Annotated in this window: 28 protein-coding genes and 2 tRNA genes; 11 read left to right on the forward strand and 19 right to left on the reverse strand. The window is 60.6% G+C overall.

The window, feature by feature from the left end; all coding sequences use genetic code 11:
* Positions 1 to 5 precede the first annotated feature (5 nt).
* Complete coding sequence (gene meaB, locus NFR47_RS08025; RefSeq protein ID WP_251215060.1) at positions 6 to 1,115, forward strand: methylmalonyl Co-A mutase-associated GTPase MeaB; 1,110 nt, start codon at positions 6 to 8, stop codon at positions 1,113 to 1,115.
* A gap of 160 nt (positions 1,116 to 1,275) precedes the next feature.
* Here the strand turns inward: meaB and NFR47_RS08030 are convergent, their stop codons facing one another.
* Positions 1,276 to 1,875, reverse strand: a complete 600-nt coding sequence (locus NFR47_RS08030) for a trimeric intracellular cation channel family protein (protein ID WP_251215061.1) — start codon at positions 1,873 to 1,875, stop codon at positions 1,276 to 1,278.
* Positions 1,876 to 1,941: 66 nt separating this feature from the next.
* On the reverse strand, positions 1,942 to 2,637 hold the full coding sequence (locus NFR47_RS08035) for an SIR2 family NAD-dependent protein deacylase (RefSeq protein ID WP_251215062.1): 696 nt from the start codon (positions 2,635 to 2,637) through the stop codon (positions 1,942 to 1,944).
* Between the two features lie 477 nt (positions 2,638 to 3,114).
* On the opposite strand from NFR47_RS08035, the gene NFR47_RS08040 reads away from it, so the two are divergent.
* The 3 genes from NFR47_RS08040 to NFR47_RS08050 all read left to right on the forward strand — a co-directional run bounded on the left by NFR47_RS08040 (position 3,115) and on the right by NFR47_RS08050 (position 5,995).
* Positions 3,115 to 3,876, forward strand: coding sequence for a DUF1295 domain-containing protein (locus NFR47_RS08040; RefSeq protein ID WP_251215063.1), 762 nt, complete (start codon positions 3,115 to 3,117; stop codon positions 3,874 to 3,876).
* Between the two features lie 84 nt (positions 3,877 to 3,960).
* Positions 3,961 to 5,184 carry an NADH:flavin oxidoreductase gene (locus tag NFR47_RS08045; RefSeq protein WP_251215064.1) on the forward strand — a complete coding sequence of 408 codons (1,224 nt, stop codon included), beginning with the start codon at positions 3,961 to 3,963 and terminating at the stop codon, positions 5,182 to 5,184.
* 1 nt (position 5,185) lies between these two features.
* Entirely contained in the window at positions 5,186 to 5,995 is an 810-nt protein-coding gene (locus tag NFR47_RS08050) for an SDR family NAD(P)-dependent oxidoreductase (RefSeq protein ID WP_251215065.1), read from the forward strand.
* A 118-nt stretch (positions 5,996 to 6,113) separates the two neighbouring features.
* On the opposite strand, the gene NFR47_RS08055 is transcribed toward NFR47_RS08050, so the two are convergent.
* The 4 genes from NFR47_RS08055 to NFR47_RS08070 all read right to left on the reverse strand — a co-directional run bounded on the left by NFR47_RS08055 (position 6,114) and on the right by NFR47_RS08070 (position 7,926).
* Positions 6,114 to 6,188, reverse strand: a tRNA-Pro gene (locus tag NFR47_RS08055).
* 47 nt (positions 6,189 to 6,235) lie between these two features.
* Positions 6,236 to 6,310, reverse strand: a tRNA-Pro gene (locus tag NFR47_RS08060).
* Between the two features lie 270 nt (positions 6,311 to 6,580).
* Positions 6,581 to 7,654, reverse strand: a complete 1,074-nt coding sequence (locus NFR47_RS08065; RefSeq protein WP_251215066.1) for a TIGR04133 family radical SAM/SPASM protein — start codon at positions 7,652 to 7,654, stop codon at positions 6,581 to 6,583.
* 2 nt (positions 7,655 to 7,656) lie between these two features.
* On the reverse strand, positions 7,657 to 7,926 hold the full coding sequence (locus tag NFR47_RS08070; RefSeq protein WP_251215067.1) for a hypothetical protein: 270 nt from the start codon (positions 7,924 to 7,926) through the stop codon (positions 7,657 to 7,659).
* Positions 7,927 to 8,138: 212 nt separating this feature from the next.
* On the opposite strand from NFR47_RS08070, the gene NFR47_RS08075 reads away from it, so the two are divergent.
* From NFR47_RS08075 to NFR47_RS08090, 4 genes are all read left to right on the forward strand, one after another.
* On the forward strand, positions 8,139 to 8,339 hold the full coding sequence (locus NFR47_RS08075; protein WP_251215068.1) for a cold-shock protein: 201 nt from the start codon (positions 8,139 to 8,141) through the stop codon (positions 8,337 to 8,339).
* Positions 8,340 to 8,501: 162 nt separating this feature from the next.
* A complete protein-coding gene (locus NFR47_RS08080; RefSeq protein ID WP_251215069.1) occupies positions 8,502 to 9,737 on the forward strand; it encodes a 6-phosphofructokinase in 1,236 nt (411 codons plus the stop codon).
* Positions 9,738 to 9,856: 119 nt separating this feature from the next.
* Complete coding sequence (locus tag NFR47_RS08085) at positions 9,857 to 10,792, forward strand: DUF5106 domain-containing protein (RefSeq protein ID WP_251215070.1); 936 nt, start codon at positions 9,857 to 9,859, stop codon at positions 10,790 to 10,792.
* Positions 10,793 to 10,905: 113 nt separating this feature from the next.
* Complete coding sequence (locus tag NFR47_RS08090; protein WP_251215071.1) at positions 10,906 to 11,460, forward strand: NADH peroxidase; 555 nt, start codon at positions 10,906 to 10,908, stop codon at positions 11,458 to 11,460.
* Positions 11,461 to 11,515: 55 nt separating this feature from the next.
* Here NFR47_RS08090 and NFR47_RS08095 read toward each other — a convergent pair whose 3' ends face one another.
* On the reverse strand, positions 11,516 to 11,863 hold the full coding sequence (locus NFR47_RS08095) for a hypothetical protein (protein ID WP_251215072.1): 348 nt from the start codon (positions 11,861 to 11,863) through the stop codon (positions 11,516 to 11,518).
* Between the two features lie 24 nt (positions 11,864 to 11,887).
* The gene (locus tag NFR47_RS08100; protein WP_251215073.1) at positions 11,888 to 12,100 is read right to left on the reverse strand and encodes a YtxH domain-containing protein; all 213 of its coding nucleotides are present in this window, start codon (positions 12,098 to 12,100) and stop codon (positions 11,888 to 11,890) included.
* 71 nt (positions 12,101 to 12,171) lie between these two features.
* Between NFR47_RS08100 and NFR47_RS08105 the strand changes: the two genes are divergently transcribed.
* Positions 12,172 to 12,678, forward strand: coding sequence for an SLOG family protein (locus NFR47_RS08105; protein ID WP_251215074.1), 507 nt, complete (start codon positions 12,172 to 12,174; stop codon positions 12,676 to 12,678).
* Between the two features lie 138 nt (positions 12,679 to 12,816).
* Here the strand turns inward: NFR47_RS08105 and NFR47_RS08110 are convergent, their stop codons facing one another.
* The 9 genes from NFR47_RS08110 to ligA all read right to left on the reverse strand — a co-directional run bounded on the left by NFR47_RS08110 (position 12,817) and on the right by ligA (position 24,029).
* On the reverse strand, positions 12,817 to 13,671 hold the full coding sequence (locus NFR47_RS08110; RefSeq protein WP_251215075.1) for an MFS transporter: 855 nt from the start codon (positions 13,669 to 13,671) through the stop codon (positions 12,817 to 12,819).
* Positions 13,672 to 13,833: 162 nt separating this feature from the next.
* Positions 13,834 to 15,558: an acyl-CoA dehydrogenase family protein gene (locus NFR47_RS08115; RefSeq protein ID WP_251215076.1), complete on the reverse strand. Its 1,725-nt coding sequence runs from the start codon at positions 15,556 to 15,558 to the stop codon at positions 13,834 to 13,836.
* On the reverse strand, positions 15,558 to 16,577 hold the full coding sequence (locus NFR47_RS08120) for an electron transfer flavoprotein subunit alpha/FixB family protein (protein ID WP_251215077.1): 1,020 nt from the start codon (positions 16,575 to 16,577) through the stop codon (positions 15,558 to 15,560). The genes NFR47_RS08115 and NFR47_RS08120 overlap by 1 nt, the downstream gene beginning before the upstream one ends.
* Before the next feature lie 14 nt (positions 16,578 to 16,591).
* Positions 16,592 to 17,470 carry an electron transfer flavoprotein subunit beta/FixA family protein gene (locus tag NFR47_RS08125; protein ID WP_251215078.1) on the reverse strand — a complete coding sequence of 293 codons (879 nt, stop codon included), beginning with the start codon at positions 17,468 to 17,470 and terminating at the stop codon, positions 16,592 to 16,594.
* A 175-nt stretch (positions 17,471 to 17,645) separates the two neighbouring features.
* The gene (locus NFR47_RS08130) at positions 17,646 to 18,914 is read right to left on the reverse strand and encodes an adenylosuccinate synthase (RefSeq protein WP_251215079.1); all 1,269 of its coding nucleotides are present in this window, start codon (positions 18,912 to 18,914) and stop codon (positions 17,646 to 17,648) included.
* Positions 18,915 to 19,073: 159 nt separating this feature from the next.
* Positions 19,074 to 20,267 (reverse strand): clostripain-related cysteine peptidase, encoded by a 1,194-nt coding sequence (locus NFR47_RS08135; protein WP_251215080.1) that lies wholly within the window; start codon positions 20,265 to 20,267, stop codon positions 19,074 to 19,076.
* Positions 20,264 to 21,001, reverse strand: a complete 738-nt coding sequence (locus tag NFR47_RS08140) for a DUF4919 domain-containing protein (RefSeq protein WP_251215081.1) — start codon at positions 20,999 to 21,001, stop codon at positions 20,264 to 20,266. Before NFR47_RS08140 ends, NFR47_RS08135 begins: the two co-directional genes overlap by 4 nt.
* A 31-nt stretch (positions 21,002 to 21,032) precedes the next feature.
* Positions 21,033 to 21,923: a 4-hydroxy-tetrahydrodipicolinate synthase gene (dapA, locus tag NFR47_RS08145; protein WP_251215082.1), complete on the reverse strand. Its 891-nt coding sequence runs from the start codon at positions 21,921 to 21,923 to the stop codon at positions 21,033 to 21,035.
* Between the two features lie 66 nt (positions 21,924 to 21,989).
* Entirely contained in the window at positions 21,990 to 24,029 is a 2,040-nt protein-coding gene (gene ligA / locus NFR47_RS08150; RefSeq protein WP_251215083.1) for an NAD-dependent DNA ligase LigA, read from the reverse strand.
* A 138-nt stretch (positions 24,030 to 24,167) separates the two neighbouring features.
* On the opposite strand from ligA, the gene NFR47_RS08155 reads away from it, so the two are divergent.
* Complete coding sequence (locus tag NFR47_RS08155; protein ID WP_251215084.1) at positions 24,168 to 24,497, forward strand: hypothetical protein; 330 nt, start codon at positions 24,168 to 24,170, stop codon at positions 24,495 to 24,497.
* Positions 24,498 to 24,600: 103 nt separating this feature from the next.
* Positions 24,601 to 24,741 (forward strand): hypothetical protein, encoded by a 141-nt coding sequence (locus NFR47_RS08160; RefSeq protein WP_251215085.1) that lies wholly within the window; start codon positions 24,601 to 24,603, stop codon positions 24,739 to 24,741.
* Between the two features lie 70 nt (positions 24,742 to 24,811).
* Here the strand turns inward: NFR47_RS08160 and NFR47_RS08165 are convergent, their stop codons facing one another.
* A complete protein-coding gene (locus NFR47_RS08165; protein WP_251215086.1) occupies positions 24,812 to 26,053 on the reverse strand; it encodes a pseudouridine synthase in 1,242 nt (413 codons plus the stop codon).
* Between the two features lie 6 nt (positions 26,054 to 26,059).
* A partial coding sequence (locus tag NFR47_RS08170; protein ID WP_251215087.1) for a hypothetical protein occupies positions 26,060 to 26,530 on the reverse strand: 471 nt, incomplete at its 5' end.

A 26,530-nucleotide genomic window follows, 5' to 3' on the forward strand; every position in this document is an offset into this window, starting at 1 on the left:
CCGCAATGGCCTACACCAAAATCGACCACTACGAAAAAGAATACGCCGACACGCACCACGACACGGCGCTGAATGTAGCCCAAGGAGTTGAAGAACAACCGATCATAAACCCCTACTTCAAGCGGCGCAAGAAATCGAAGCTGACGACCGAAGAATACGTTGCCGGCATCCTGGCAGGCAACATAACGACCCTTTCGCAGGCCATCACGCTCATCGAATCGAACAACCCGGAGCACTACGCACAGGCGCAGGAAATCATCGAACGGTGCCTGCCCCACGCCGGGAAATCGGTCCGCATCGGCATCACGGGAGTGCCGGGCGCCGGCAAATCGACGTTCATCGAAGCCATCGGCAACATGGTGACCTCGCTCCGCCACAAGCTGGCCGTGCTGGCCATAGACCCCTCGTCGGAGCGCAGCGGCGGCTCGATTCTGGGCGACAAGACCCGCATGGAGAGCATCTGCCACAATCCCGACGTCTTCATCCGCCCCTCGCCCTCGGCCGGTTCGCTGGGCGGCGTGGCCCGCAAGACGCGCGAGACGATCGTGCTGTGCGAGGCCGCCGGATTCGACGTCATCTTCATCGAGACGGTCGGCGTCGGGCAGTCCGAGACGGCCGTGCACTCGATGGTGGACCTGTTCATGCTGCTCCAGATTTCGGGTGCGGGCGACGAATTGCAGGGCATCAAGCGCGGCATCATGGAGATGGCCGACCTGATGGTCATCACCAAGGCCGACGGCGAAAACATCCACAAGGCCGAACTGGCCCGCACGCAGTTCCAGGGCGCCCTGCGGCTTTTCCCGCTGCCCGATTCGGGCTGGCGGCCCAAGGTCTACACCTGTTCGTCGGTCTCGGGAACGGGGCTGGAGGAGGTCTGGAAAGGAGTGGAAGAGTATCTGGACCACATCGAAAAGAACGGTTACTTCAAGCACCACCGCAACTGCCAGAACAAATACTGGATGTACGAATCCATCGAGGAGGTGCTGCGCAGTTCGTTCTACCGCCATCCGCAGGTCGAAGCGCAAATCGGCGACTACGAGCAGCGGGTGCTCGACGACAAGATTTCGTCGTTCATCGCCGCCAAGGAATTATTGAAGCTCTACTTCAACAACTAACAGCTATCGATCTCGCTATGTGTTTGCAGAACTTTTCTGATTGTCTTGTTGAGCGTAGCGAAACATCTTGCTGACGCATCCGGATTGACACTATCGGATTCTTCGCTTCGCTCAGAATGACGAGACGAAAACCGGATGTATCGCGTAAAATCGGAGGCTGCTATTTCAGAATCGGCAGCTTGAGCCCGAAATGCACGGCGACGACGCGTGCGGCGATAACGCTCAAGGCGGTAGCCACCTCCGTAGTCCCGGCCCCGAGCCCCGCCCACTGGCACAATCCGAAGACGACCCCGCCGAAGACGCAGGCGAGGGCATAGATTTCTTTCCGGAAAATCAGCGGTTCCTCGTTGATGAGGATGTCGCGCAGCACACCGCCCGCAGCGCCCGTAATGGTTCCCATGATGATGCCGACCCACAGCGGGAATCCCGCCGCGAGCGTCTTTTCGATGCCGACGACGGTGAAAAGCCCCAACCCGATGGCGTCGAAGATGAAGAACGTGTTGTTGAAACGAATCAGATAGGGCCCCGAGACGATGACGATAAGCAGGGCCCCTGCCGTCACGAACAGATAGGTCGAATCGAGCATCCAGAACGGGGTGAGCGAGAGCATCAGGTCGCGCACGGTTCCGCCGCCGATGGCCGTGGTGAACCCCACGACGTAGGCCCCGAACCAGTCGAAGCGCTTGGCCGAAGCCAGCCGGATGCCGCTGATGGCGAAAGCCAGCGTGCCCAGAATCTCGATGAAAGTGAAGAGCGTCATGTTGGCGACAGATTTTCCGGGGCACAAAGGTAAAACAATTCTCTCATTCCGCACCGCCACGCACCGCTAAACGTAAGTTTTTTGCAGCATCGCGGCCAGTTCGGGCACCCCGTCGGCCGCCCGCTTGTGGATGAACGTAAGCGGATTGCGTATCCACGACGTGTCGGGACGGCCCGGGTCGACCACGAAAATCGGGATTTCGGGCCGCACGTAGCGCACCAGCGAAGCCGCGGGATAGACCGCCAGCGAAGTGCCGACCACCACCATGATGTCGGCTTCGGCCGCAATCCGCGCCGCCCGGTCGAACATGGGCACCGCCTCGCCGAAGAAGACGATGTGCGGGCGGAGCAGCGCCCCGTCCGGGGCACGGGCATCGAGCGGCTGTTCCCAGCCGTCGAGCGGAACGATGAGTTCCGCATCGCGCTCCGAGCGCAAGCACGTGAGTTCACCGTGCAAATGCAGCACGCGTGTCGACCCGGCCCGCTCGTGGAGGTCGTCGACGTTCTGCGTAATGACTTCGACCTCGAACCGCTCCTCCAGCGCGGCGATGGCCCGATGCCCCGCATTGGGCCCGGCATCCAGCATTTCGCGCCGCCGCCTGTTGTAAAACTCCACCACCAGCGCCCGGTTGCGCGCCAGGGCTTCGGGCGTGCAGACATCCTCGATCCGGTATTCGGCCCACAGCCCGTCGGCATCGCGGAACGTCGCCAGCCCGCTGTCGGCGCTCACCCCGGCACCCGTAAAAACCACAATCTTCTTCATCGCCGCATTAACGTTTCACGCATCGAAACTACCGATTTCCGACCGAAAAACCAAACGTTCCAGGCAAAAAAAGCCCGGAGCACGGGAACCGGGCGGAACCGCGCATCACACAGAAGCGAAAATTCCGCCGCCACGACTTTCCGGCACAATTCGTGCAGGCATCCATACTGCGACCGCACCGGGTGCGACCGGCACCTCGCGGTAACGTATTCCATTCTCCGCAACGCCCCGACAGGCGCTTTCTCGCGGCCGGTAACGGCGACCGAACATTCAGGGACCTTCCCCGCGACACGCGCCGCCACCCGGGCCGGAGCGGATCGGACGGACAGCGCAGGCTCAGTGCAGGCGCTGTCCTTTTATTTATAGGCTGTTTTTCGCCATTGACAGCCGCTTCGTCCGACTTCCGGCCCGAAAAATTGTCGGTCAGCGATTTTTTGGCTATATTTATGCCGTTGTCCGCAAACCCGACTGCATAAAATGGCCCAGACGTTCGACATCTTCCTCCTCATCATGGCCCTGCTGGCCGTGGGAGTATTCGTGGCGCTCCACTTCTTCGAGGCCGGCTACGGCTATCTTTTCAATCCCAGATACGGACCTCCGGTACCCAACAAAATCGGATGGATGCTGATGGAATCGCCCGTGTTCATACTCATGTGCGTGCTTTGGGCGCTGAGCGACCGCACATGGGAAGCCGGGCCGCTGGCGCTGTTCCTGCTGTTCCAGGCCCATTATTTCCAGCGTTCGTTCATCTTCCCGCTGCTCATGCGCGGCCACTCGAAGATGCCGCTGGGCATCGTGCTGATGGGGATGGCGTTCAACACGCTCAACGCCTTGATGCAGGGCGGCTGGATATTCTACGTCTCGCCCGCAGGCTATTACGCCGACTGGTTCGCCAAGCCCTACATATGGACAGGCGGCGCGCTGTTCATCGCGGGCATGGCCGTCAATCTGCACTCCGACCGCATAATCCGCCGCCTGCGCCGTCCCGGCGACACGCGCCACTACATCCCGCGCGGCGGCATGTTCCGCTACGTCTCGTCGGCCAACTACTTCGGCGAGGTGCTCGAATGGACGGGCTTCGCCATCGCTTCGTGGTCGTGGGCGGGCGCGGTCTTCGTGTGGTGGACTTTCGCCAACCTCGCCCCGCGCGCCGCCTCGCTCTACCGTCGCTACGAAAAGGAATTCGGCGAAGAGTTCACCGCCCTCAAACGCAAGAAAATCATCCCGTTCATCTATTGAAATCAGCATAGCCTGCAAGCAGTCTCTGCCCTCGCTTAATCGCAAAGTTCACCTTTAATCTTTCACTTTTCACCTTCAGCCAAAATGTCCGACCTGTTCACCCCCTATAAGTTGGGTCCGCTGACCCTGCGCAACCGCACCATCCGCTCGGCGGCTTTCGAGTCGATGGGCAAGGATTTCGGCCCCACGCAGCAGCTCAAGGATTACCACGTGTCGGTCGCCCGCGGCGGCGTGGGCATGACCACGGTAGCTTACGCTTCGGTCAACCGCAGCGGCGTGTCGTTCAACAAACAGCTGTGGCTGCGGCCCGAAATCGTTCCGGGGCTGCGCGACATGACCGACGCCATCCACGCCGAGGGTGCCGCGGCAGGCATCCAGATCGGCCACTGCGGCAACATGACCCATTGGTCGACGGCCGGATGCTTCCCGGTCAGCGCATCGACGGGGTTCAACCTCTACTCCCCCACTTTCGTGCGCGGCATGCGGCGCAGCGAGTGCGCGGCCTTCGCCAAGGATTTCGGGCAGGCGGTCCGCACGGCCCACGAAGCCGGGTTCGATTCGGTGGAGGTGCACGCGGGCCACGGCTATCTGATTTCGCAGTTCCTCTCGCCCTACACCAACCATCGGCGCGACGAATACGGCGGTTCGCTCCAAAACCGGATGCGCTTCATGCGGATGTGCCTGGAAGAGGTGCTCGAAGCCGCAGCGCAATGCGGCATGGCTGTGCTGGTCAAGCACAACATGGAAGACGGCTTCAAGCGCGGCATCCAGATACCGGAGAGCCTCGAAATCGCCCGCGAAATCGAACGCTTGGGCGCCCACGGCATCGTGCTGACGTCGGGCTTCGTGTCGAAAGCCCCGATGGCGGTGATGCGCGGCCGCATCCCGACCAAGACGATGAGCCACTACATGCCGTGGTCGTCGTGGCCGCAGAAAATCGTAATCAGCCTGTTCGGCAGCCGGATGATCCGGCAGTACGATTTCGAGGAGTGCTACTTCCTGGAAAACGCCAAGAAGTTCCGCGCTGAACTCAAATGCCCGCTGGTCTATGTGGGCGGGCTGGTGAGCCGCGAGGGCATCGAGCGCGTGCTCGGCGCCGGGTTCGAGCTGGTGCAGATGGCCCGCGCGCTGGTCAACGACCCGGCGTTCGTCAACAAGCTGCGCGACGGCGACATGACGACCCGCTCGGGCTGCGACCACCGCGACTACTGCATGGCCCGCATGTACTCGGTCGACATGCAGTGCTGCCACAACTGCAAGGAACCCATACCGGAGAAAATCTGGCGCGAACTGGCCAAAATCAAATAGCATGCGACGCGGAGAAGTGGAAAAAGGAAGCGCATGGGCCTTGGTGACGGGTGCCGGCTCGGGCATCGGACGGTGCTACGCCTTGCGGCTCGCGGCCTTGGGCTACAAGCTGGCGCTGGCAGGAGACCGCCCCGAACCGCTGGAAGCGGTAAAGGCTGAACTGCTGGCGGCGGGTTGCGCCGGGGTATTCGTCACGACGTGCGACCTGGCCCGGGTCGAATCGGCGGAAGCACTGCACGCAGCGCTGACAGTGGCGGGAATCGAGCCGGACGTGGTGATAAACAACGCAGGCATGTTCTCCTACTGCGACATCCTCGCAACGCCCGTCGAACGAATCGAGCGGATGGTTCTGCTGCACGACCTGACCAACACCAAGCTCTGCCGCCTGTTCGCCGCCGACATGATTCGCCGCGGCGTGCAGGGCCGCATCCTGAACATGTCCTCCTACTCGCAGTGGATGCCTTTTCCGGGGCTGGCGCTGTACAGCGCCTCGAAAGCCTACCTGCGGCAGTTCACGGTCTGCTTCGCCAAGGAGATGCACGAGCACCGAATCCGCGTCACGGCGGTTTGTCCGGCAGGCGTCGCCACCGACCTCTACGGCCTGCCGCCCCGCTGGCAGCGAATCGGCATGCGGCTCGGAGCCTTGATTTCGGCCGACAGGTGCGCCCGCCGCGGGTTGCACGCCTTGTGGCGCGGGCGCCGCACCTGCGTCCCCGATTGGTGGAACCGCATCGCAATCCCCGTCTGCAAGCTCCTCCCCCTGTGGCTCCTCCGCCCTATCCGTAAATCCACGTTGAAGTTTCAGAAATAGCCCTCTGCGATTGATTTGCAGGGTCCTCCGCGCAAGCACGACTTTATATCCGCGAGCAAATATCGGCGCAACAAAAAAACCTTTGCTTTTCAGCAAAGGTTTCTGCCGCCGTGGCCTGTCGGGGAGACTGGATTCGAACCAGCGACCCCCTGCTCCCAAAGCAGGTGCGCTAACCGGACTGCGCTACACCCCGTTCGCTCATACGAAAACAGACCGCCGAAAGGCAGTCTGTCCTTTTTGTCGGGGAGACTGGATTCGAACCAGCGACCTCCAACTCCCGAAGCTGGCGCGCTAACCGGACTGCGCTACACCCCGAACAAAACTCCTATCCTTGTAAGAGCGCACAAAGATACGCCGAAAAATCGAAACAACCAAATTATTCGCAAAAAAACGACATCGCCCCTCGAAAACATGCCGACCGAAAGATACTCGACCGCCAAAAAGCTCATGCTAAAACGTTTTAACAACCCCACTGCATCACTGCCGCGCAGGTTTACCAACGCCGCCTGATTTTGTGAAGCCAAGCCTCAAGCGCACAACCCAGCAAGAAAAGGGTCAGAAAAATAGCTCCCCAAAACATCATAATCACAGCCGTTTGTAGTGACAATACAGCAGATCGCCGTTGTCGTCGTGCAGGTGCATCCCGCCGCCGAGGCAATAGCGGAACATTTTGCAGTCGGCGCATTCGCCGCGCTTCGCCCAGTCGCGTTTGCGGAACGGCTCGAAGCGGTTCTGCCACACGTCCCAGAATTTGTCGCGGTAAATATTGCCTTGGTGGAAGTTGGCCCGGATGGAGGTGCAGCCCGAAATCGACCCGTCGACCCGGATGGAAGCCACCGAAACCCCGGCGGCACATTGGTAGAAGTGGTCGCGGACCTCGGTTTCGTAGCCGCCCAAAAATCCCTCGCAGGCATAGCTGACCTCGATGCGGCCCTCTTTCCGCGTCTGACGGATGAATTCCAGCATCCGGCGGAACTGGGCGTCGGACAGCCGCAGCGTCGGGTCGTCCTTGGCGCGCCCCATCGGGAAAATCGAGAACAGCCGCCACGACCGCACGCCCTCGGCAATCAGCATGTCGCGGAAAGCCTCCAGCTGCGGAACCATGGCTCCCGTCACGCAGGTCACCACGTCGAACGCCAGGCCTGGTTCGCGGACCAAAAGCCGCACCGCATCGAGCGCTTTGGAGTAGCTCAGCGGATTGCTGCGGATGTAGTTGTGTTCGCGCTCGAAGCCGTCCAGACTGACCGAAATGCTCCGCAGTCCCGCGTCGACCAGCCCGCGCAGGCGCTGTTCGGTCAGCGCCATGCCGTTGGTGACCATCCCCCACGGATAGCCCCGGCGTGCGACTTCGCGGCCCGCGAATTCCAGGTCGTCGCGCACCAGCACCTCGCCCCCGGAGAAGATAATCAGCACCGACGAGGGGTCGGCATGCGGCGTCACCTCTTCGTCGAGCACCCGCAGGAAATCGGCCACGGGCATGTCTTTCACCCCAGGGTCCACCCGGCAGTCGCTGCCGCAATGGCGGCACGAAAGATTGCACCGCAGCGTGCATTCCCAAAAGAGCGTATCGAGCCGATGCTCGGCGACCGTCGAGCGGTAAAGGTCGGAAAATATGTTGAGGGCCAGCCGCTTGCGGAGCCCCAACCGTCGTCCGGCCATGACTATTCGGCCTGCTTCTCCTCCTGCGGAGCCTGCGGTGCGGGGATCCCTGTCGGCGCTGTCACCGAATCGGGCAGCGTCTCCATCACCGTCCCGCGGGGCGGCCGCACGCCGTACATCACGACAATCCGATAATGCGTCGTGTCCGAACGCATCTCCACACCGATGGCTTCCTGCGGCCCGGAACTGCGGCCCGCGGAGTGTTTCGCCGAAGAGCAGGCGGCCGAAAAGCCGAGCAGCGCCGCCAATGCAAGTTTGAATTTTCTACCCATATCGCCCGAATTAGTATGCGATTCTCTTGCCGAAGATACGAATAAGTGAGGGCAAAAGCAAACTTGTTTGCATTTTGCCGAGCGGGAGTATCTCAGCAATGGCTAAGATACGAAAAATCCCGCAAAGACGAAAAAATAAGCGGATAAGTTTTGAAAACCGACCTTTTTTGCGTTACTTTGCGGAACACAATTCACACTTTAATCGCTTTTTTATGAAAGGTCAGGTAAAATGGTTCGATAGCAAGAAAGGCTACGGATTCATTACTGGAGAGAACGGCAAGGAGATTTTCGTTCACTTCTCGGGCATCTTAACGGATGGTTTCAAGTCGCTCAACGAAGGTCAGCACGTCGAATTCGAGGTCGGCAACGGCGCCAAGGGCGAGCAGGCCATCGACGTGAAGGTGGTTGAGTAAACGATAAATTACCCAATTCCCGTCGGAGCGGTTTTCAGCAGTGGAAACCGCTCTTCTTTTTTCCCGCGCGGCATCCCCGCGAATCGCGCCCGGTTTTCTTGTCGGTTTGAAAAAAAAGGCGTAATTTTGGCTTCCGAAAAAACAACTCACTCCAATACTCCTATGAAAGAAGCTATTGCTATTCTGACCGGGGGCGGTCCGGCCCCCGGCATGAACACGGTGGTGGGCAGCGTCGCCAAGACGTTCCTGCACCACGGTTATCGCGTAATCGGCCTGCACGAGGGTTACACCGGGCTCTTCATCCCCGAACCCCGGACCGTCGACATCGACTACCGCATGGCCGACAGCATTTTCAACCAGGGCGGTTCGTTCCTCCAGATGAGCCGTTTCAAGCCCAAGGATTCGGACTTCGAGAACAATTTCAATCTCAAGTTCTTCACCGACAACAACATCAAGCTGCTCGTCACGGTGGGCGGCGACGACACCGCTTCGACGGCCAACCGCATCGCCAAGTTCCTTGAGAGCAAGAAATACCCCATCGCCAACATCCACGTGCCGAAGACCATCGACAACGACCTGCCGCTTCCGAAGGGTACGCCGACGTTCGGCTACGAATCGGCCAAGGACAAAGGCGCCGTCATCGCCCGCGCCGTCTACGTAGACGCCCGCACCAGCGGCAACTGGTTCGTGCTGGCCGCCATGGGCCGCAGTGCCGGCCACCTCGCATTCGGCATCGGCGAGGCCTGCCACTACCCGATGATCGTCATCCCCGAGATGTTCAACAAGACCGAAATCACGGTCGAGAAGATCGTCAACATGGTCATCTCGTCGATCATCAAGCGTAAAATCATGGGCATGGACTACGGCGCCGCCGTCATCTCGGAAGGTGTGTTCCACGCATTGAGCGACGAGGAAATCCGCAAGAGCGGCATCCACTTCACCTACGACGACCACGGGCATCCCGAGCTGGGCAAGGTGTCCAAGGCGCATATCTTCAACGAGATGATCGAGAAGCGCGTCAAGGAGCTCGGGCTCAAGGTCAAGAGCCGTCCCGTGGAGCTGGGCTACGAAATCCGCTGCCAGACCCCCATCGCCTACGACCTCACCTATTGTTCGGAGCTGGGCATCGGCGTGCACAAGCTCTTCACCGAGGGCAAGACGGGCTGCATGGTCTACGTCGATTCGGAGGGCAATGTTTCGCCCCTCTACCTCAAGGATTTGCAGGACCCCGCTTCGGGCAAGATTCCGCCCCGTCTGGTCGACATCCATTCGGACAAGTTCACGTCGGTGGTCGAGAATATCCTGAACGCCATCACTCCGGCCGATTACGAGGAGGCCAGAAAATACGTGCCCAATCCCGAGGAGTTCGATTTCCACAAGATTCTCAACTGGAAATAGCCCCTCCGGACGTTTCAGCCATCCCGGTTCCCCGCAAGGAGGACCGGGATTTTTGCGCTCTGCGGCAGGGTTCGTGCTCCGTATTTTGAATTCCCGGCTATTCGGTTTATCTTTACGCTATGAAAACCTCGTTCCGACTCCTATATATAATAGCGCTCCTGCTGACCGTCGTGTCGTGCGGCCGCCGTGCGCCGCAGACTGCGGCCAGGCCCGAGCGCCGCTACGTCTTTCTGCCGCCCATCCCGCCGGCGGCCCTGCCCCAGGAGCAGAAGCGCGATTACCTGCGCGGGCACTATTGGGACAAGTTCGATTTCACGGACACCATGTTCGTCCACAAGGCCGACACGGCGCAGATGCTCAACCATTTCGCCCAGTTCGTGGCTGTCATTTCGGACCGGCCCGCCGACCCCGCCCCCATGGCCGATTTGATGCGCCGGGCCGGCGTTTCGCGGCCCATGACCGATTATTTCGTCTGGTTGGCCGAGCGGGTTCTGGCCGACCCCAATTCGTCGATGCGCAACGACGAGTTCTACATTCCCGTGCTCGAAGCGCAGCTCGCCGCGCCGTTCTACGACCAGTACGAACGCATCGGGCCCCAATACGCGCTGGACATGGCGCGGCAGAACCGCATCGGACAGCGGGCCAACGACTTCCGCTACACGCTCGAATCGGGCGTCTCCCGGCGGCTCTACGACCTCAGGGCCGAATACGTGCTGCTTTTCATCAACAACCCCGGATGCCCGATGTGCCGCGAAATCCACGAAGCCATCGAAATCTCGCCGGTACTCCGGCGGCTGATCGCCGACGGGCGGTTGAAAGTGCTGGCATTCTATCCCGATGAGGACCTCGGCGAATGGCTCGCCTACCGCGGGCATGTCCCGGCATCGTGGATCAACTCCTACGACAAAGGCTGCGTCGTGCGCGAGACTTCCGCCTACAACCTCTCGGCCATCCCGGCGCTCTACCTGCTCGACCGCGACAAGCGCGTGCTGGTCAAGGACGCCACCGACGTGGGGCTCGTCGAGGAAGCGGTTCTCGCCCGCGAACAGCTATAGACGCAGCCTATGCCTACATAAAAAAAGAATATCGGATTTTTATCCGATATTGCGTCCGTTTTGTTACTTTTGCAGAGGAAACAGAAACTACAAACACTCAAACAATCAAGATTATGGCAAAGAAATGGCGTTGTACCGTCTGCGGGTACATTCACGAAGGTCCCGAAGCTCCCGAGCAGTGCCCGATGTGCAAGGTCGGCAAGGATAAGTTCGTCGAGGTCGAGGAGCAGGAAGGCAATCTCGATTTCGTCACCGTCCACCAGATCGGCGACGGCAAAGGTGCCAGCCCCGAATTGTGGGAAGGCTTGCAGAACCACTTCATGGGCGAGTGCACCGAGGTGGGCATGTACCTGGCCATGAGCCGCCAGGCCGACCGCGAGGGCTACCCCGAAATCGCCGAGGCCTACAAGCGCTATGCGTGGGAGGAGGCCGAGCACGCCTCGAAGTTCGCCGAGCTCATCGGCGAGGTGGTCTGGGACACCAAGACCAACCTCTTCAAGCGCATGAACGCCGAGTGCGGCGCCTGCGAGGACAAGATGCGCCTGGCGCGTCTGGCCAAGGAGCAGAACCTCGACGCCGTACACGACACCGTGCACGAGATGGCCAAAGACGAAGCCCGCCACGGCAAGGGTTTCGAGGGGCTCTACAACCGCTATTTCAAGAAATAGGCGGCGCCCTGTCCCAACGAAAAGCGGCTTTCCATCGGGGAAAGCCGCTTTTCCGTTATTCGGAGGGCCACAGTTCGTGTTTCAGCCGGACGAAGAATTCCAGCTTGGCCGCCACCCAGTCGTAGCCCTGCTTGAGCAGCCGGGCCACGTCGTAAACCGTTTCGATGCGGGCCCGGATTTGCCGTACCGGATCCTTGATGGCAAAGAAATAGATGCCTGCGGCGGCCAGCACAAAAACACCTCCCACCAGCAGCGCCGCCCATGTGAACGACCCCAGCCACTCCGACACCGCGATGAGCAGCGCCACGATCAGCAGCACGACTGCAATCATGGCCGTCACGCAGAAAAGAAGCAGCGCGAGGAAGAAATTTCCGCTCCCGGCGGACTTGTTACCCGTAGACATGCGGTTCTCCGAACGGACAGGGGTTTACTGCTGGTGCTCGCACTTGCAGCGGGCATCCTCGATTTGGTCGTGCACTTTCTGGACCTTGTCCTTCATGCGGTCGATTTCATCGGTCAGGAAGTCCTTGATTTGCTTGCGCGTTTCCATCCCCGACTGGGGCGTGAAAAGCATGGTGAGCGCCGAGCCGACGATCAGCCCGCCCAGCAGCGACGTAATGATGATACCAGTGTTCTTCATGGTTGTTGAAATTAAAAGATTCATGTCCCCGTTCAGCAAAGTCCGGGCCAAAAATACTATCTTTACCGCCGATGAATCCCAACCCCGCAACCGCCGTCGCTTTCACGGGCCACCGCACCTACTGCGGCGAGGCGGCGGCTGCCCTGCAACGCGCCGTCGAGACCCTCTACGCCGAGGGCTGCCGCACGTTTCTGAGCGGCATGGCCGCTGGGTTCGACATGGCCGCCGCCGAAACGGTGCTCGCCTGCCGCGACAGGCTGTCGGGACTGCGGCTGGTCGCCGTGGTGCCGTTCGAGGGGCATATAAATCGTTTTAGCAACTCCGACCGCGAGCGCTTCGGGCGAATCGTCGCCGCGGCGGACGAGACGACGGTGCTGTCGGCCCGATACCACCGGGGCGTCTACATGCAGCGCAACGATTACTTGGTGAGCCATGCCGCGCGGCTCGTCGCGTGGTTCGACGGTTCGCCCGGCGGCACGTTCTACACCCTCCGCCGGGCCTTGCAGGCCGGGCGCCGCATCGACAACCTGTGTCCCGCAGGCCCCGGCTTCCCGCCGCCCATGCCTACCCTCTTCTGAATACGAAACCCGCGGAACCTCTGAGAGGTTCCGCGGATTTACAGTGTTCGAGACTAAATCCGAGCGCAACTAAATATCCATAGATTCTTCGCTGCGCTCAGAATGACATTGCAAGAGCTTGTTAAAACGTTTTAACAACTACTCTAAGCCCCATTCGACGTGGTCGGAGACAAACGCATCGGCTTCGGCCGCCGCATCGTCCGAACGGGTGTAATAGTAAATCGAAACGAGCGAACCGTCATGCGCCGCATCGTACAGCACGGTGTTCCACTCCGGATAATCGGTACGACGCCCGACATGCCGGAGCATCCGGATGCCGCCGAGCACGACGATTTCGCCGCTGCCCGTCAGACCGCCGTCGAGGAAAGCTGCGGCCTGCTCGCCCAACGCTTCGGTCATTTCATCCACCTGCGCGATTCCGGCATCCGTCAGATTGCCCGCATGGCCCTCGACCATGAACATGCGGTCGTCGTTGTAGGCCAGAACCTTCCGATAGGCGTAGGTCGAATCGGTCTCCTCGCGGCCCGTGGTTTCGAGCTCGGAAAATCCGGCCGGAACGCTCACCCGCAGTCCCAGTTCGGGCCATTCGCACTGCTGTTCGGTCGCGAGATACTCCACGTCGTCGGCATGCACCATGCGCCACGAGGCGTAACCCAGCCCGGCGATGACCGCGCCTGCACAAACGCCGAGCACAACGGCCTGCCGGGCAGTGGCATACGCGCCGCGGCCGCGCAGCTCCCGCACGTAGGCGACAAGACCGCTGACAGCCTGAACGGCACCCCAAACGATGGCACCCGTCGCAATGACGTAACGGCCGCCCGCCTCGGTGAAATAATAAGATACGAAGCTGAAAATCAGACCGCCCACGCACCACAGCAACCCCAACAGCATGTTGCGGCGAGCCGTGCGCAGCGTATCGTCTTCGGCAGTCTCCGCGTCGGGAGCCTGCGGTTCTTCGATGGGCTCGAAAAGCCCGTTTTCCTGCTCTTTCATCTGAAATCCGAAATTAAAACGATTTAACGATATGTTTTCCGACGACAAAGGTACGAAATCCGCGGCCGAAACAAACACGCCCGAAGCCAAAAAGAGCAGACCCTGCAAGGTCTGCCCTTTTTGCGGAACATTCCGGCGGGCGCTAATCCCGCTGCGGAACGGCTAACACTCCTGCTCGACGGCCTTGAACAAATCTACGTCGTCGAACGAAGAATTCATGACGTAGGTATAGGCTTCCGAAATCTTGCCCTCGGCCAACTTGACGAAGATGCGCGCGGAATTGATGTAGTCCTCGCACTCCCCGGCCTGACGGGCGAGCAGATAGGTGATGATGATATGCCCGGCGGTCTCGACGAGCCGGCGCGCATGGAAATCCTTGAACCCGGGCTTCTCCTTGTCGCCGGACTCGACGCGCTCGACCATCTCGGCGAACTTGGCCGTCAGCTCCTTGAGCTTGGCGACGACGGGCTGCATGCACTCGGAGTAGGTGTCGGCAGCGTAACGCTCGATCTGCTCCATGAACGTGCCCTTAGTGACGGCGTTGATGGCCGCCACGACCTGCAACTGCGAGGTACCCTCGTAGATGTTCATGATGCGGGCGTCGCGGTAGATGCGCTCGCAGGGGTAATCCTTCATGAAGCCCGAACCGCCGTGAATCTGGATGGCGTCGTAGGCCAGCTGGTTGGCGTACTCCGACGAAAAGAGCTTGACGAGCGGCGTGAAACCGTCGGCCAGGCGGGTATAGAACTTCATCTCCTGGCGCTCCTCGGCTTCGAGCGAACGCTCGTGCGAAATGTGGGTATACTGCTTGTAAATCTCGACGAAACGGGTGGTCTCGTAGAGCAGCGCGCGGGCACCCTGCAACTTGGCCTTCATGTTGGAGAGCATCTCCGAAATGGCGGCGAACCGGATGATGGGCTTGCCGAACTGGGCGCGCTCGTGGGCATACTTCAGCGCCTCGCGGTAAGCGGCCTCGCACGTACCGACCGACTGGGCGCCGATACCCAGGCGGGCGGCGTTCATGAGCGACATGACGTACTTGATAAGGCCCATCTTACGGTCGCCGACCAACTGAGCGGGAGCGTTGGTGAAGACCAACTCGCAGGTGGGCGAACCCTTGATACCGAGCTTGTTCTCGATACGGCGCACCTTGACGCCGCCGTCGCGCTTGTCGTAGACGAGCATCGAGAGACCGCGCGCATCGGCGGTGCCCTCCTCGGTGCGTGCCAGCACGAGCGAGACGTCGCCGTCGCCGTTGGTGATAAAACGTTTTACACCGTTCAGGAGCCATGTCTGCTTCTCCTCGGACCAGGTGGCCTTGAGCATGACGGCCCCGAGGTCGGAACCGGCGTCGGGCTCGGTGAGGTCCATGGCGCAGGTGGCCCCGGCCGAAACCCACGGCAGGAACTTCTGCTTGATCTCCTCGGACGCGAACTCGTTGAGCGTCTCGGCGCAGTCCTGCAAACCCCAGATATTCTCGAACCCGGCATCGGCGCGGGCGACCATCTCGTTGGCCATGACGAAGCAGACGAGCGGGAAGTTCAAACCGTCGTACTTGCGCGGCAGCGTGAGGCCGCTCAGACCGGCGTCGACGATGGCCTTCATATTCTGGACGGTGCCGGAAGCGTACTCGACGTGGTCGTTGACGACGCGCGGACCCTCGTGGTCGACCCCCTCGGCGTTGGGCGCGATGACCTCGCCGCACACCTCGCCGGCGATTTCGAGCACGCGGCGGTAGGAATCCATGGCGTCGTCGAAATTCTGCGGAGCGTAGTCGTAGAGGTCCTTCTCGGCGAAACCGCGCTCCTTGAGCTCCACGATCTTGCGCATCGCGGGATGCTGGAGGTGGAACTGCAAATCCTTGTTATCTGAAAAGAAATTGGCCATTACTTTGAATTTTGCTTGTAATACTTGATCATTTTGGGAATGATGTCGTTGACGTCGCCCGTGATGGCATAGTCGGCGAGCTTGCAGATGGGAGCCTCGGGGTCGGAGTTGATGGAAATGACCATCGACGACTGGTCCATGCCGGCCGTGTGCTGGATCTGACCCGAGATGCCGCAGGCGATGTAGAGCTTGGGACGCACCGTGACGCCTGTCTGGCCGACCTGGCGCGCATGGTCGGTGAACCCGGCGTCGACGGCGGCGCGGCTGGCGCCGACCTCACCGCCCAGGACGTCGGCGAGCTCGTGGACGAGCTTGAAATTCTCCTTGGAACCCATGCCGTAACCTCCGGCGACGATGATGCCTGCCCCCTTGATGTCGATTTTGCGCTCCTCGATCTGGCGCTCGACGATACGCACGGCGAGGTCGGTATCCTTGACGAACTTCTTCCAGTCGATGGCGCGGACCTCGCCCCTGCCGGGCTGCGCGGCGTACTCCTTGCGCATGACGCCCTCGCGGACGGTAGCCATCTGCGGCCGGCAGTCGGGGTTGACGATGGTGGCGATGATGTTGCCGCCGAAAGCGGGACGAATCTGGTACAGCAGGTCGGTGTACTCCTTGCCGGTCTTGGGGTCCTTGTGGTCGCCGATGACTAACTGGGTGCAGTCGGCGGTCAGACCGCTGTGCAAGGCGGACGACACGCGGGGCGCGAAGTCGCGGCCGATGCAGGTGGCGCCGAAAAGAACGATCTGGGGCTTCTCCTGCTCGATGAGCCCGCACAGAACTGCCGTATGGGGCAGCGTGCGGAACGGAGCGAAAGTCTTGTCGTCGGCGACCCACACGGTGTCGGCGCCGTACTTGGCGAGCTCCTTTTCGATGCCTGCGAGCTTCTCGCCGAGCACCACGGCGTCGAGCCCGACGCCCAAGGTCGAGGCCAACTCGCGGCCCTTGGTCAGCAATTCGAGACTTACGTCGGCGACCTTGCCCTCCTCGATCTCGATATAGACGAATATGTTGTTCATAATGCTAAAACGATTTAACCGAGCGTATGGCTCGCGATGAGTTCGACCATCAGTGAATTGATATCCTCGTCGGCGGCCGTGAGCCGCTTGGCCTCCTTGGCCTGGAAGACGACGTTCTCGATCTTCTTGACCTTGGTGGGCGACCCGCTGAGACCCAACTGCTGGGGATCGGGATCGACGTCGGCAGCGGCGAACTCGACAATCTGAAGATAAGGCTTCGCAACGGCGCGCCGTGCGGCCTCGGAATCGGGCGCGGCGGCGATTTCGGACCCTGCGAGGGCGCACTTGAACTTCATGACGCGCTTGGCGTTGCGCGGCCGGCACTCGGGAGCCGACGCGTTGACGGTGACGACGGCGGGAACGGGGCACTCGACGACCTCGGTACCGCTGCTGAGCCGCCGCTTGATGACGAGCGAAGCGTCCTTGATTTCGACAATCTCCTCAGCGTAAGTGACCTGCGGCAAAGCGAGCTTCTCGGCGACCTGCGGTCCGACCTGCGCCGTATCGCCGTCGATGGCCTGGCGCCCGGCGATGATGATGTCGGGCCCGATTTTACGCAAAGCGCACGAAAGGGCGTAGGAAGTAGCCAAGGTATCGGACCCGGCGAACTCGCGGCCGGAGAGGAGGTAACCCCCGTCGGCCCCGCGGAACATGGCGTCGCGGATGATGTCGGCGGCGCGCTGGGGCCCCATGGTGAGGATGTGGACCGTCGCGCCCTCGACCCGGTCCTTCAACGAAAGGGCCATTTCGAGCGCATTGAGGTCCTCGGGGTTGAAGATGGCGGGCAGAGCCGCGCGGTTGACCGTGCCCTCGGGCGTCATGGCGTCCTTACCCACGTTGCGGGTATCGGGCACCTGCTTGGCCAGAACAACGATTTTCAACTGGTTTTTCATAAATATGGATTAAATAATGTTAGATTCTTCGCTTCGCTCAGAATGACAATGAAAAGGGCTCAGAATGACAGTAAACAAACTAAGAATGACAGTAAACAAACTCGGGATGACAATAAACAAACTCGGAATAACTGCGGGAAGCCGAATGACAAAACGGCGGATTCACCTTTCACCTTTATTCTCTTACGATGGTTTCGCCGCGGTCGGGACCGACGGAGATGATCCGGACGGGAACGCCCGTTTCGCGCTCGATGAACTCGACGTAACGCCGGAACGCGGCGGGGAACTCGCCGTAGGATTTACACCCGCGCAAGTCGCACTTCCAACCCTCGAAGTCGGTATAGACGGGCTTGAGAGAATCGGCGATGTCATAGGGGAACTCGCCGGAGACCTGCCCGCCGATGTCGTAGGCCGTAGCGACGCGGATGGTGTCGAAGTCGTTCATGACGTCGGACTTCATCATGATGAGCTGCGTGACGCCGTTGATCATGATGGAATACTTGAGCGCGACGAGGTCGAGCCACCCGCAACGGCGCTTACGCCCTGTGACGGCGCCGAACTCGTGGCCGACGGAACACAACCTATCGCCGGTCTCATCGAAGAGCTCGGTAGGGAACGGACCGCTGCCGACGCGCGTACAATAGGCCTTGAAGATGCCGAAGACCTCGCCGATGCGGTTGGGCGCGATGCCGAGCCCGGTGCAGACCCCGGCGCTGACGGTGTTGGACGAAGTGACGAACGGATAAGAACCGAAGTCGATGTCGAGCAAGGTGCCCTGCGCCCCCTCGGCCAAGACGCTCTTACCCTCGGCAAGGGCGCCGTTGATGAAATACTCGCTGTCGATGAAGCGGAAGCGCTTGAGGAACTCGACGGCCTCGAACCACTGGCTTTCGAGCCCGGCGAGGTCATACGAATAATCGAGACTGCGGAGAATGCGCTCGTGACGGGCCTTGGCGCGGCTGTAAATCTCCCGGAAATCGGGGCTGAGCAAATCGCCGACGCGCATGCCGCTGCGGCTGACCTTGTCGGTATAGGTCGGACCGATGCCCTTGCCCGTGGTGCCGATTTTGGCGCTGCCCTTGGCGGCCTCGTAAGCGGCGTCGAGCAAACGGTGGGTAGGCAGAATCAGATGGGCCTTCTTGGAGATGCAGAGCTGGCGCGTGAGGTCGTGACCGCTCTTGGCCAACTCCTCGGCCTCGGCGCGGAACAGAATGGCGTCGATGACCACGCCGTTACCGATGACATTGGTCTTGCCGCCCTGGAAGATACCCGAAGGAATGGACCGCAGGACGTACTTCTCGCCGTTGAACTCCAGCGTATGCCCGGCGTTGGGGCCGCCCTGGAACCGGGCGACGACATCGTAACGCGGAGTGAGCACGTCCACGACCTTGCCCTTGCCCTCGTCGCCCCATTGCAGCCCGAGGATCACATCGACTTTTTTCATGCTATAGCTTATTCGTAATTTGGACTTTTTGCATTCAAAGGTAAGAAAAATTCGGCGGAAAAGGAAAAAAATCGGCCGATTATATACACTGCCCGGCGGAGAAAAAAACGGCCGCCCGAAGCAACGGGCGGCCGGAGACGAATCATACGGAGCGGGGAATCAAGGGTGGGTAGCCTGCCACCACTCGGTGTCGAGCTTGGCGGAGACGGTCAGCGACGAGACGCTGGGGTCGGAAGTGGTGATGCCCGAAAAGGTGCGGATGGGGTTGACGCCGTTGGTCATGGAATAGAACGCGGGCGTATGGCGGCGGAACGCGGCGGGAACGACCCGCTCCAACTGCGCCTCGAACTCGCCGAGAAGCGCCGGGTCGGAACAAAGCTGCCGCACGTAATCGCCCATGTCGAAGAACCGCACGGGCGAATAGCCGTCGAGCCGCTGCAAGGCGGAGAGGTTGGCGCTGTCGAACGCGAACCGCGCGTTGATACGGGCCATGACGCTGGCAAGGGCATCGAGCTCGGAACAGACAATGGTGCTGACCGTACCGTAGGGATACGGATAAGCCATATAGAAATCGTAGAACGCCTGAGCGATACCCTCGAAATCGGTCTGCCCGACGAGGTGAGGCCCGACATGGGCATAAGGAAACCCGGCGGCCATGACCTCGGAAGTGGAAGCCACGAGGTGGTCGGCAACGTCCCTCAACGCGTAGGCGACCTCGACGGAAGCCATGTAACAATCATCGAAGAGGATGAAATCCAGCTTCATGCCAGCGCTGCGGATACCCTCGGCCAAAGTAGCGATGTCGGCGCGGGAATCGGGCGTAGTACCGCCGAACCACCGGGTGAGGGGACGGTCGGGGGCGGCATACTCCCAATATTCCTTCTCGGGAACGCCCGAACGGTCGGCAGCCCTGGGAGAGGCACTCCGGGCGGGCAACCAAGCCATGCCGTGGCTGCCGATGGTCATGGCGAAACGGTCGGCGGGCGCGAAACGGCGCACGTCGTCGAGCACCGAAGCGATGCCCTGGGCGGTGGTGACATCGGGCGCGGGGGCATAACTTTTCTTCCACACCCGAATGCAGCGCCCCTTATCGGCGCGCAACTCGAACAAGGAAGCAGTCGTATGGGAATCCATGTAAAAAACCAACAACCGCTCGTCGTGCAGAGCCCCCTGCGCGACGACGCGCTCCATGTCCTCGATATTCTTCTTGGTATAGGTCGCAAGGTCCTGCGCCCACGGGAAATACATGAGCACGGTCCGCCCGACAGGACCCTGCGGAGTTTCGATCTTGTTGCGGGAACAAGCCGAGCAAACAGCAAGGGTCAGCAGCAGGAAAAACAGGCGACGAATCATTTGTATTCGCGGGGTTTGAGGTTATTGAACTGCCAGGTACGGTCGCGCTTATAAGTATAGCCCTCGGGCTTGTTCCAATAAACACGGCCGAAGTCGAAGTAGAAACCGCGGCGCTTGCGCCCCTCGACGACGTAAGGCTTGAGCAGGGGCACGAACTCGACGTTGCGGCTGACGATGCGGGCCTTGCCGTAAGGCAGCTCCTCGACGTCGAGCAAATCGAGCGCGTGGTCGAACATGAGCACGTGGCGCGGCGACTGCTGGCTGAGCCCGTCGCCGGAAGCGAGGACAGCACGCAAAACGCCGTTCATGCGGGCGGCATAAGCGGCGGCCTGCTCCTTGTCGCCGAGCATGTCGTAGGCGAAAGCCATGAGGTTGAGCACCTTGGGACTGAACGGATCGCGCGCGAGCACATCGTTGCCAGTGGCGATGATGGTTTCGAGGGTCTCCTTCTGGGGATTCTCGGTATCGACGGACGACGCGAGCAACAACAGCTTGTCCAACTCGGGAACGGGAATCAAGGGCTTGTAACTCTCCTGGTAGGCGTAACCGTAATAAAGATAGTGGTAGTCGAGGTCGGTGAGGGTCGGATCGCCTGCGCGGTAACGCATCATGAGCGTCGTATAATAATAAGGAGACGACGAATCGAGCGTCCGGGCGAGGATGTCGTCCTCGACAGGCACCTGGGCCCCGGCCCATGCGGGGAGAAGCAACAACAAGCACAGAAACCGTTTCATGACAAATGCGTTTAAGAACAATAACGCAAATCTATCGCAAATCGTATTCCGCAATCAACCGCCGGAACCGCTCGCGCAAGTCGGCGGAACCCTCGACCAACGGCAGCCGCAAGGCGGGACCGATTTTGCCCATGATCGAAAGGGCGCACTTGACGCCTGTGGGATTGCCCTCGGCGAAAAGAGCCTTGACGGCCTCGTCCAATGCGGCGAACTCGGCTTCGGCCTGCGCGAAGTCGCCAGCCTTGGCGTGGTTGACGCACTGCATGAAACGGGCGGGAAAGGCGTTGGCCGCGACGGAAATGACGCCGTCGCCGCCCCGCTGCATGACGGGCAGGACCATCCCGTCGTCGCCGGAAAGGACCAGGAACCCGTCGGGCCGACGGTCGATAATCTGCTGTATCTGGTCGATATTGCCGGAAGCCTCCTTGATACCGATGACCTTGTCGAAATCGCGCGCGCAGCGCAGTGTAGTCTCGGCGGTCATGTTGACCCCGGCGCGGCCGGGGATGTTGTAGAGGATGACGGGCAGGGGCGAATGCTCGGCGACGGTACGGAAATGCTGGTAGAGCCCCTCCTGCGAAGGCTTGTTATAATAAGGCGTGACGCTGAGGATGGCATCGGCGCCCCGCAGGTCGAACTCGCGCAACTGGTCGAGGACCTCGGAAGTGGAATTGCCGCCGCACCCGATGACCAACGGCACGCGCCCGGCGATGTGGTTGGTGATGAACATGGCGATGACGGCCCGCTCGGGCATGTAGAGGGTCGGCGTTTCGGCCGTGGTGCCCAAGGCGACGATGTAATCGACACCCCCCTCGATGACATAGTCGATCATGCGGGCCAACGCCTCGTAATCGACCCGGCCCTCGGCCGTGAAAGGGGTAATCATGGCGACCCCGACGCCGGCAAGTTTGTGCTGCAACATATCTTTTCCCTAATTAAAAATCACGGTTCGGGCCCTGCCGAGAAAAACGACGCGAGCCCTCCGCCGTCAGAACAACGTTCCCTGCTCCGCCTTTTCCGCCGCATCCTGCGAAGACGCGTCACCGCCGAGCATGGCGATGAACTCCTGCTCGGAGATGATGCGGACGCCCAACTTCTCGGCCTTCTTCAACTTGGCAGGCCCCATGTTCTCCCCGGCGACGATGAAATCGACGCTGGCGGAGACGGCCGCGAGGTTGCGCCCGCCGTGCAGCTCGATCAACTCCTTGAGCTCGTCGCGGGAATGATCGGCGAACTTGCCGGAGATGACGAAACTTTTCCCGGCCAACGCCTCGGAAGCCAACGCCCGCTCCTCGGCCTCGAACTGCAACCCGGCGTCGCGCAGACGACCGATAATCCGCAGGTTCTCGGAATCGGCGAAGTAATCGAGAATGGCGTCGGCAATCTTGCCCCCGACCTCGTCGGCCTCGACCAACTCCTCGCGCGAAGCGTGCATGACGGCGTCCAACGACCGGAAATGGTCGGCCAGGTACTTGGCCGTAGTCTCGCCGACGAAACGGATGCCCAACCCGAAGAGCACGCGCTGGAAAGGCACCTGAAGCGACGCGCGGACCGACCGGACGATATTCTCGGCGGACTTCTCGCCCAGACGCGGAAGGGGCGCGAGCTGCTCGGCCCTCAAATCGTAGAGGTCGGAAATATCATGGACCAACCCGTTCTCGTAGAGCAGCTCGACCGTCTCCTCGCCCAACCCGTCGATGTCCAGCGCCTTGCGCCGGATGAAATGGATGATGCGCCCGATAATCTGCGGGCGGCAGCCGCTCTGGTTGGGACAATAATGCTTGGCCTCGCCCTCGTAACGCACCAACGGAGTGCCGCACTCGGGGCAGGTGTCGATATACTTAAAGGGCCTGCTGTCGGCAGAACGCCCGGCGAGCTCGACCCCGGTAATCTTGGGGATGATTTCACCGCCCTTTTCGACGTAGACCATGTCGCCGGGACGGATGTCGAGAAGGGCCATCTGCTCGGCGTTGTGGAGCGTGGCGCGCCGCACGGTAGTACCAGCCAGCTGCACGGGCTCAAGGTTGGCGACGGGCGTGACGGCCCCGGTACGCCCGACCTGGAAATCGACGCTGACGAGCCGGGTGAGCGCCTGCTCGGCCTTGAACTTATAAGCCACGGCCCACTTGGGCGCCTTGGCGGTGAAACCGATCTTGCGCCGCTCGGCGAAGCTGTTGACCTTGATGACGACGCCGTCGGTCGGGAACGGCAACTTGCGCCGCGCCTCGTCCCAATGGGCGATGAAAGCGTCGACCTCGGCGGCGGAACGGCAGATACGGCCGCAGTCGGAGACCTTGAAACCCCACTCGCGGGCCTTCTGCAAACTTTGCCAATGGGTCTCGAACGGAAGGCCGTCGCCCGAAAGCTGGTAGAGCGTACAATCCAGCCCGCGGCGCGCGACCACGGCCGACTGCTGCTGCTTGAGCGTCCCGGCGGCGGCGTTGCGCGGATTGGCGAACAAAGGCTCCCCGGCGGCCTCGCGCTCGGCGTTGATCTTGTCGAACGAAGCGTAAGGCATCAACACCTCGCCGCGAATCTCGAAGAACGCAGGCCAATCACTGCCCCGCAATCTTAGGGGCACGGACCGCACGGTACGGATATTGGCGGTGACGTCGTCGCCCTGGACGCCGTCGCCGCGCGTGACGGCGCGCAGCAAACGCCCGTTCTCGTAAGTGAGCGAAATGGCCGTGCCGTCGAACTTGAGCTCGCAAACGTACTCCGCAGGCCCGCACTCGCGCTCGATACGCTCCAAAAACTCGTGGAGCTCGTCGAGCGAATAGGTATTGCTCAACGACAGCATGGGATAACGGTGCTTGACGGTGGCGAACTCGGCGGAAATGTCGCTGCCGACGCGGGCCGTAGGCGAATCGGGGTCGGCGAACTCGGGATGCGCGGCCTCCAGCTCCTGCAACTCGCGCATCATGCGGTCGAAATCGAAATCCGAAATCTCGGGCGCGTTTTCGACGTAGTACTTATGATTGTGGAATTCGAGCTGCCGGCGCAGCTCCTCGATTCTTCGGCGGACCATAAAAAAGCGAATAACTTGTGTAAAGGTACATAATTTGTTCGTAAGAGCGAGCAAAAACAAAAAAATTGCAAAAAAAAATTGCCGGCGTGGCACGATAGACAAATTTTGTTTATACTTGCAGAAAATTTCCGCACAACCATGACCAAACAGCATATTGTGAAGAAACATATCGTAACAAGCTACCGGAACCTGAGCCCCGAGATGCAAGAGGCCGTAAAGGCGAAGTACCCCACCGGATTCACCGACGCGATGATGCGTGTAGACAAACCCAACGGCGACTTCTTCTATGCCGTACCGTTCGACACGGACGAAGTGGCCTACCTGGTGAAAATCGACGTCAAAATCGACGACAACGCACAGGAAGAAGACGAAAAAGACTATTACGACGACGAAATAAAGGGGGCCGACGACCTCCAGGACGACAACGCCGACACTGCGGAACGCAGCGACGACGACATGGAAATATAATCCCCTCGCATACGACGAATACTACTTCTTTGGGCGGCCTGTATCGGAACCGCAGTCGTAACCCACGGCTGCGAACCCTGCCTGCCACACCAACCCGCTGAAGATGCCGAGCGCAACGAACTGCGCGGCGTCGATGGACGAAGCGGATACCTGCGGCTACCCGCTGGAAGGATTCTACAAAAACCGCCGGCAGGAAATCCGCCTGCTGCTGCCCGACGGGCCGAACGTAGTCCGGGAACTCTGAATCCATAGTAAATAAAGCGACGCCCCGAATCCAGCAGATTCGGGGCGCCTGTCTATTGCAAGAACGAGGACTACTCGTATCGGCCGGACTTGAGCCGCTCGACCTCCTCGCGGGTGAGGAAACGCCATGCACCGCGCTTGAGGTTCTTCTTGGTGAGCCCGGCGTAGTAAACGCGGTCGAGCTTGGTGACGGTATAACCGAGGAACTCGAAGATACGGCGCACGATACGGTTGCGCCCCGAGTGGATTTCGATGCCGACCTCCTGCTTGTTCTCCTTGACGTAGGAAATCTCGTCGGCGAAAATCTCGCCGTCCTCCAACGTGACGCCCTCGGCGATGCGGTCCATGTCGGCGCGCGTGAGGGGCTTGTCGAGCGTGACCTGGTAAATCTTCTTCTTACGGTAGGAAGGATGCGTGAGCTGCTTGGTCAAATCGCCGTCGTTGGTGAAAAGCAACAACCCGAGACTGTTCTTGTCGAGCCGCCCGACGGGATAGATACGCTCGGTGCAGGCCCCGGCGACCAAATCCATGACGAGCTTGCCGGCATGGGGGTCGTCGAGCGAAGTGACATAACCCTTGGGCTTGTTGAGCACGAGGTAGACTTTCTTCTCGCCCTCGACGCGGCTGTCGTTGAAGCGGACCTCGTCGGAAGGCATGACCTTGGAACCCAACTCGGTGACGATCCGCCCGTTGACGGAGACGAGCCCGGCGGTGATGAAATCGTCGGCCTCGCGGCGCGAACAGATGCCCGACTGCGCGAGGAAACGGTTCAAACGCATCTCGCCCGTCTGCTTGGCGGGGTCGTACTTGGGATAACTCCGCGGCTTGTCGTCCTGCTTACGGAAACCGGGCTTATCCTTGCGGAACCCAGGCTTCTTGGGCCCGAACTTGCTGTCGGCTTTGTCGCCGAACTTCTTGAACCCGCCCTTGGCCCCGGGCTTTGCGCCGAAACGCTTGGGACCGCGCTCGCCGAAAGGCTTGCTGTCGGACTGCCCGTCGTATGCGGCCCCTGTCCGGCCTTTGGTCCCGAACCGGGGCTTGTCGGTCTCGGCCTGCGGGCGGCCGCCGCGGAAAGGCCTCTCGCCGCCGGAAGTGCGGCGGGGCTTCTCGTCGAACGCGGGACGGTTGTCGCGCGTGAAATTGGGATTGTACGAAGCTCTCCGGGAACGGGGCTCCTGCTCCGAATCGGCAGCATCGCGCTGCAAACGCGGACGACGCTCGACGCGCTCGGCCGCATGGGCGGCAGTACGCGGGCGCCGGTCACGTCCGAAACGCGCGAGCACCTCCGTCGAGTCGTTTTTGTGATCTTTCATATTGGTCTAATTGTCTGCCGCGACGAACATGCAAACCTCGGCGACATGACCGGGCCGCACGCCTGCGAACAACTTGTGAAGTGCAAAGGTAACAGAATTTTCCGGATTGGAGCGCACGGACCCTGCCAAACCGACCGGAAAACCGATAACTGCCATGTTCCGGTCGAAAAGAGAGAGGAATCCGAAAACGGAGAGAATGCGCCCCCAACCTCCATATGCGGAACAGGCAGGCCCCGGGAGCACCGGAATTTGGCATTGCCCGCGGCTTGCACTATCTTTGCCGCGATGAAACCGAAGATAACCGTTTTCGATAAGCTGAGAGCAAAGACGAACTCGTTCGGGCTTTGCCGAGGCGAGAAAACCTGCATGAAGATGAACGTTTTCGATAAGCTGAGAGCAAAGACGAACTCGTTCGGGCTTTGCCGAGGCGAGAAAACCTGCATGAAGATGAACGTTTTCGATAAGCTGAGAGCAAAG

The sequence above is a fragment of the Alistipes muris genome, from assembly GCF_943193205.1.
Classification (GTDB): domain Bacteria; phylum Bacteroidota; class Bacteroidia; order Bacteroidales; family Rikenellaceae; genus Alistipes; species Alistipes muris.

Coding starts and splice junctions, on each gene's coding strand:
- meaB (WP_251215060.1), top strand. CDS start 6: ATGGCCTACACCAAAATCGACCACTACGAAAAAGAATACGCCGACACG.
- NFR47_RS08030 (WP_251215061.1), bottom strand. CDS start 1,875: ATGACGCTCTTCACTTTCATCGAGATTCTGGGCACGCTGGCTTTCGCC.
- NFR47_RS08035 (WP_251215062.1), bottom strand. CDS start 2,637: ATGAAGAAGATTGTGGTTTTTACGGGTGCCGGGGTGAGCGCCGACAGC.
- NFR47_RS08040 (WP_251215063.1), top strand. CDS start 3,115: ATGGCCCAGACGTTCGACATCTTCCTCCTCATCATGGCCCTGCTGGCC.
- NFR47_RS08045 (WP_251215064.1), top strand. CDS start 3,961: ATGTCCGACCTGTTCACCCCCTATAAGTTGGGTCCGCTGACCCTGCGC.
- NFR47_RS08050 (WP_251215065.1), top strand. CDS start 5,186: ATGCGACGCGGAGAAGTGGAAAAAGGAAGCGCATGGGCCTTGGTGACG.
- NFR47_RS08065 (WP_251215066.1), bottom strand. CDS start 7,654: ATGGCCGGACGACGGTTGGGGCTCCGCAAGCGGCTGGCCCTCAACATA.
- NFR47_RS08070 (WP_251215067.1), bottom strand. CDS start 7,926: ATGGGTAGAAAATTCAAACTTGCATTGGCGGCGCTGCTCGGCTTTTCG.
- NFR47_RS08075 (WP_251215068.1), top strand. CDS start 8,139: ATGAAAGGTCAGGTAAAATGGTTCGATAGCAAGAAAGGCTACGGATTC.
- NFR47_RS08080 (WP_251215069.1), top strand. CDS start 8,502: ATGAAAGAAGCTATTGCTATTCTGACCGGGGGCGGTCCGGCCCCCGGC.
- NFR47_RS08085 (WP_251215070.1), top strand. CDS start 9,857: ATGAAAACCTCGTTCCGACTCCTATATATAATAGCGCTCCTGCTGACC.
- NFR47_RS08090 (WP_251215071.1), top strand. CDS start 10,906: ATGGCAAAGAAATGGCGTTGTACCGTCTGCGGGTACATTCACGAAGGT.
- NFR47_RS08095 (WP_251215072.1), bottom strand. CDS start 11,863: ATGTCTACGGGTAACAAGTCCGCCGGGAGCGGAAATTTCTTCCTCGCG.
- NFR47_RS08100 (WP_251215073.1), bottom strand. CDS start 12,100: ATGAAGAACACTGGTATCATCATTACGTCGCTGCTGGGCGGGCTGATC.
- NFR47_RS08105 (WP_251215074.1), top strand. CDS start 12,172: ATGAATCCCAACCCCGCAACCGCCGTCGCTTTCACGGGCCACCGCACC.
- NFR47_RS08110 (WP_251215075.1), bottom strand. CDS start 13,671: ATGAAAGAGCAGGAAAACGGGCTTTTCGAGCCCATCGAAGAACCGCAG.
- NFR47_RS08115 (WP_251215076.1), bottom strand. CDS start 15,558: ATGGCCAATTTCTTTTCAGATAACAAGGATTTGCAGTTCCACCTCCAG.
- NFR47_RS08120 (WP_251215077.1), bottom strand. CDS start 16,577: ATGAACAACATATTCGTCTATATCGAGATCGAGGAGGGCAAGGTCGCC.
- NFR47_RS08125 (WP_251215078.1), bottom strand. CDS start 17,470: ATGAAAAACCAGTTGAAAATCGTTGTTCTGGCCAAGCAGGTGCCCGAT.
- NFR47_RS08130 (WP_251215079.1), bottom strand. CDS start 18,914: ATGAAAAAAGTCGATGTGATCCTCGGGCTGCAATGGGGCGACGAGGGC.
- NFR47_RS08135 (WP_251215080.1), bottom strand. CDS start 20,267: ATGATTCGTCGCCTGTTTTTCCTGCTGCTGACCCTTGCTGTTTGCTCG.
- NFR47_RS08140 (WP_251215081.1), bottom strand. CDS start 21,001: ATGAAACGGTTTCTGTGCTTGTTGTTGCTTCTCCCCGCATGGGCCGGG.
- dapA (WP_251215082.1), bottom strand. CDS start 21,923: ATGTTGCAGCACAAACTTGCCGGCGTCGGGGTCGCCATGATTACCCCT.
- ligA (WP_251215083.1), bottom strand. CDS start 24,029: ATGGTCCGCCGAAGAATCGAGGAGCTGCGCCGGCAGCTCGAATTCCAC.
- NFR47_RS08155 (WP_251215084.1), top strand. CDS start 24,168: ATGACCAAACAGCATATTGTGAAGAAACATATCGTAACAAGCTACCGG.
- NFR47_RS08160 (WP_251215085.1), top strand. CDS start 24,601: ATGCCGAGCGCAACGAACTGCGCGGCGTCGATGGACGAAGCGGATACC.
- NFR47_RS08165 (WP_251215086.1), bottom strand. CDS start 26,053: ATGAAAGATCACAAAAACGACTCGACGGAGGTGCTCGCGCGTTTCGGA.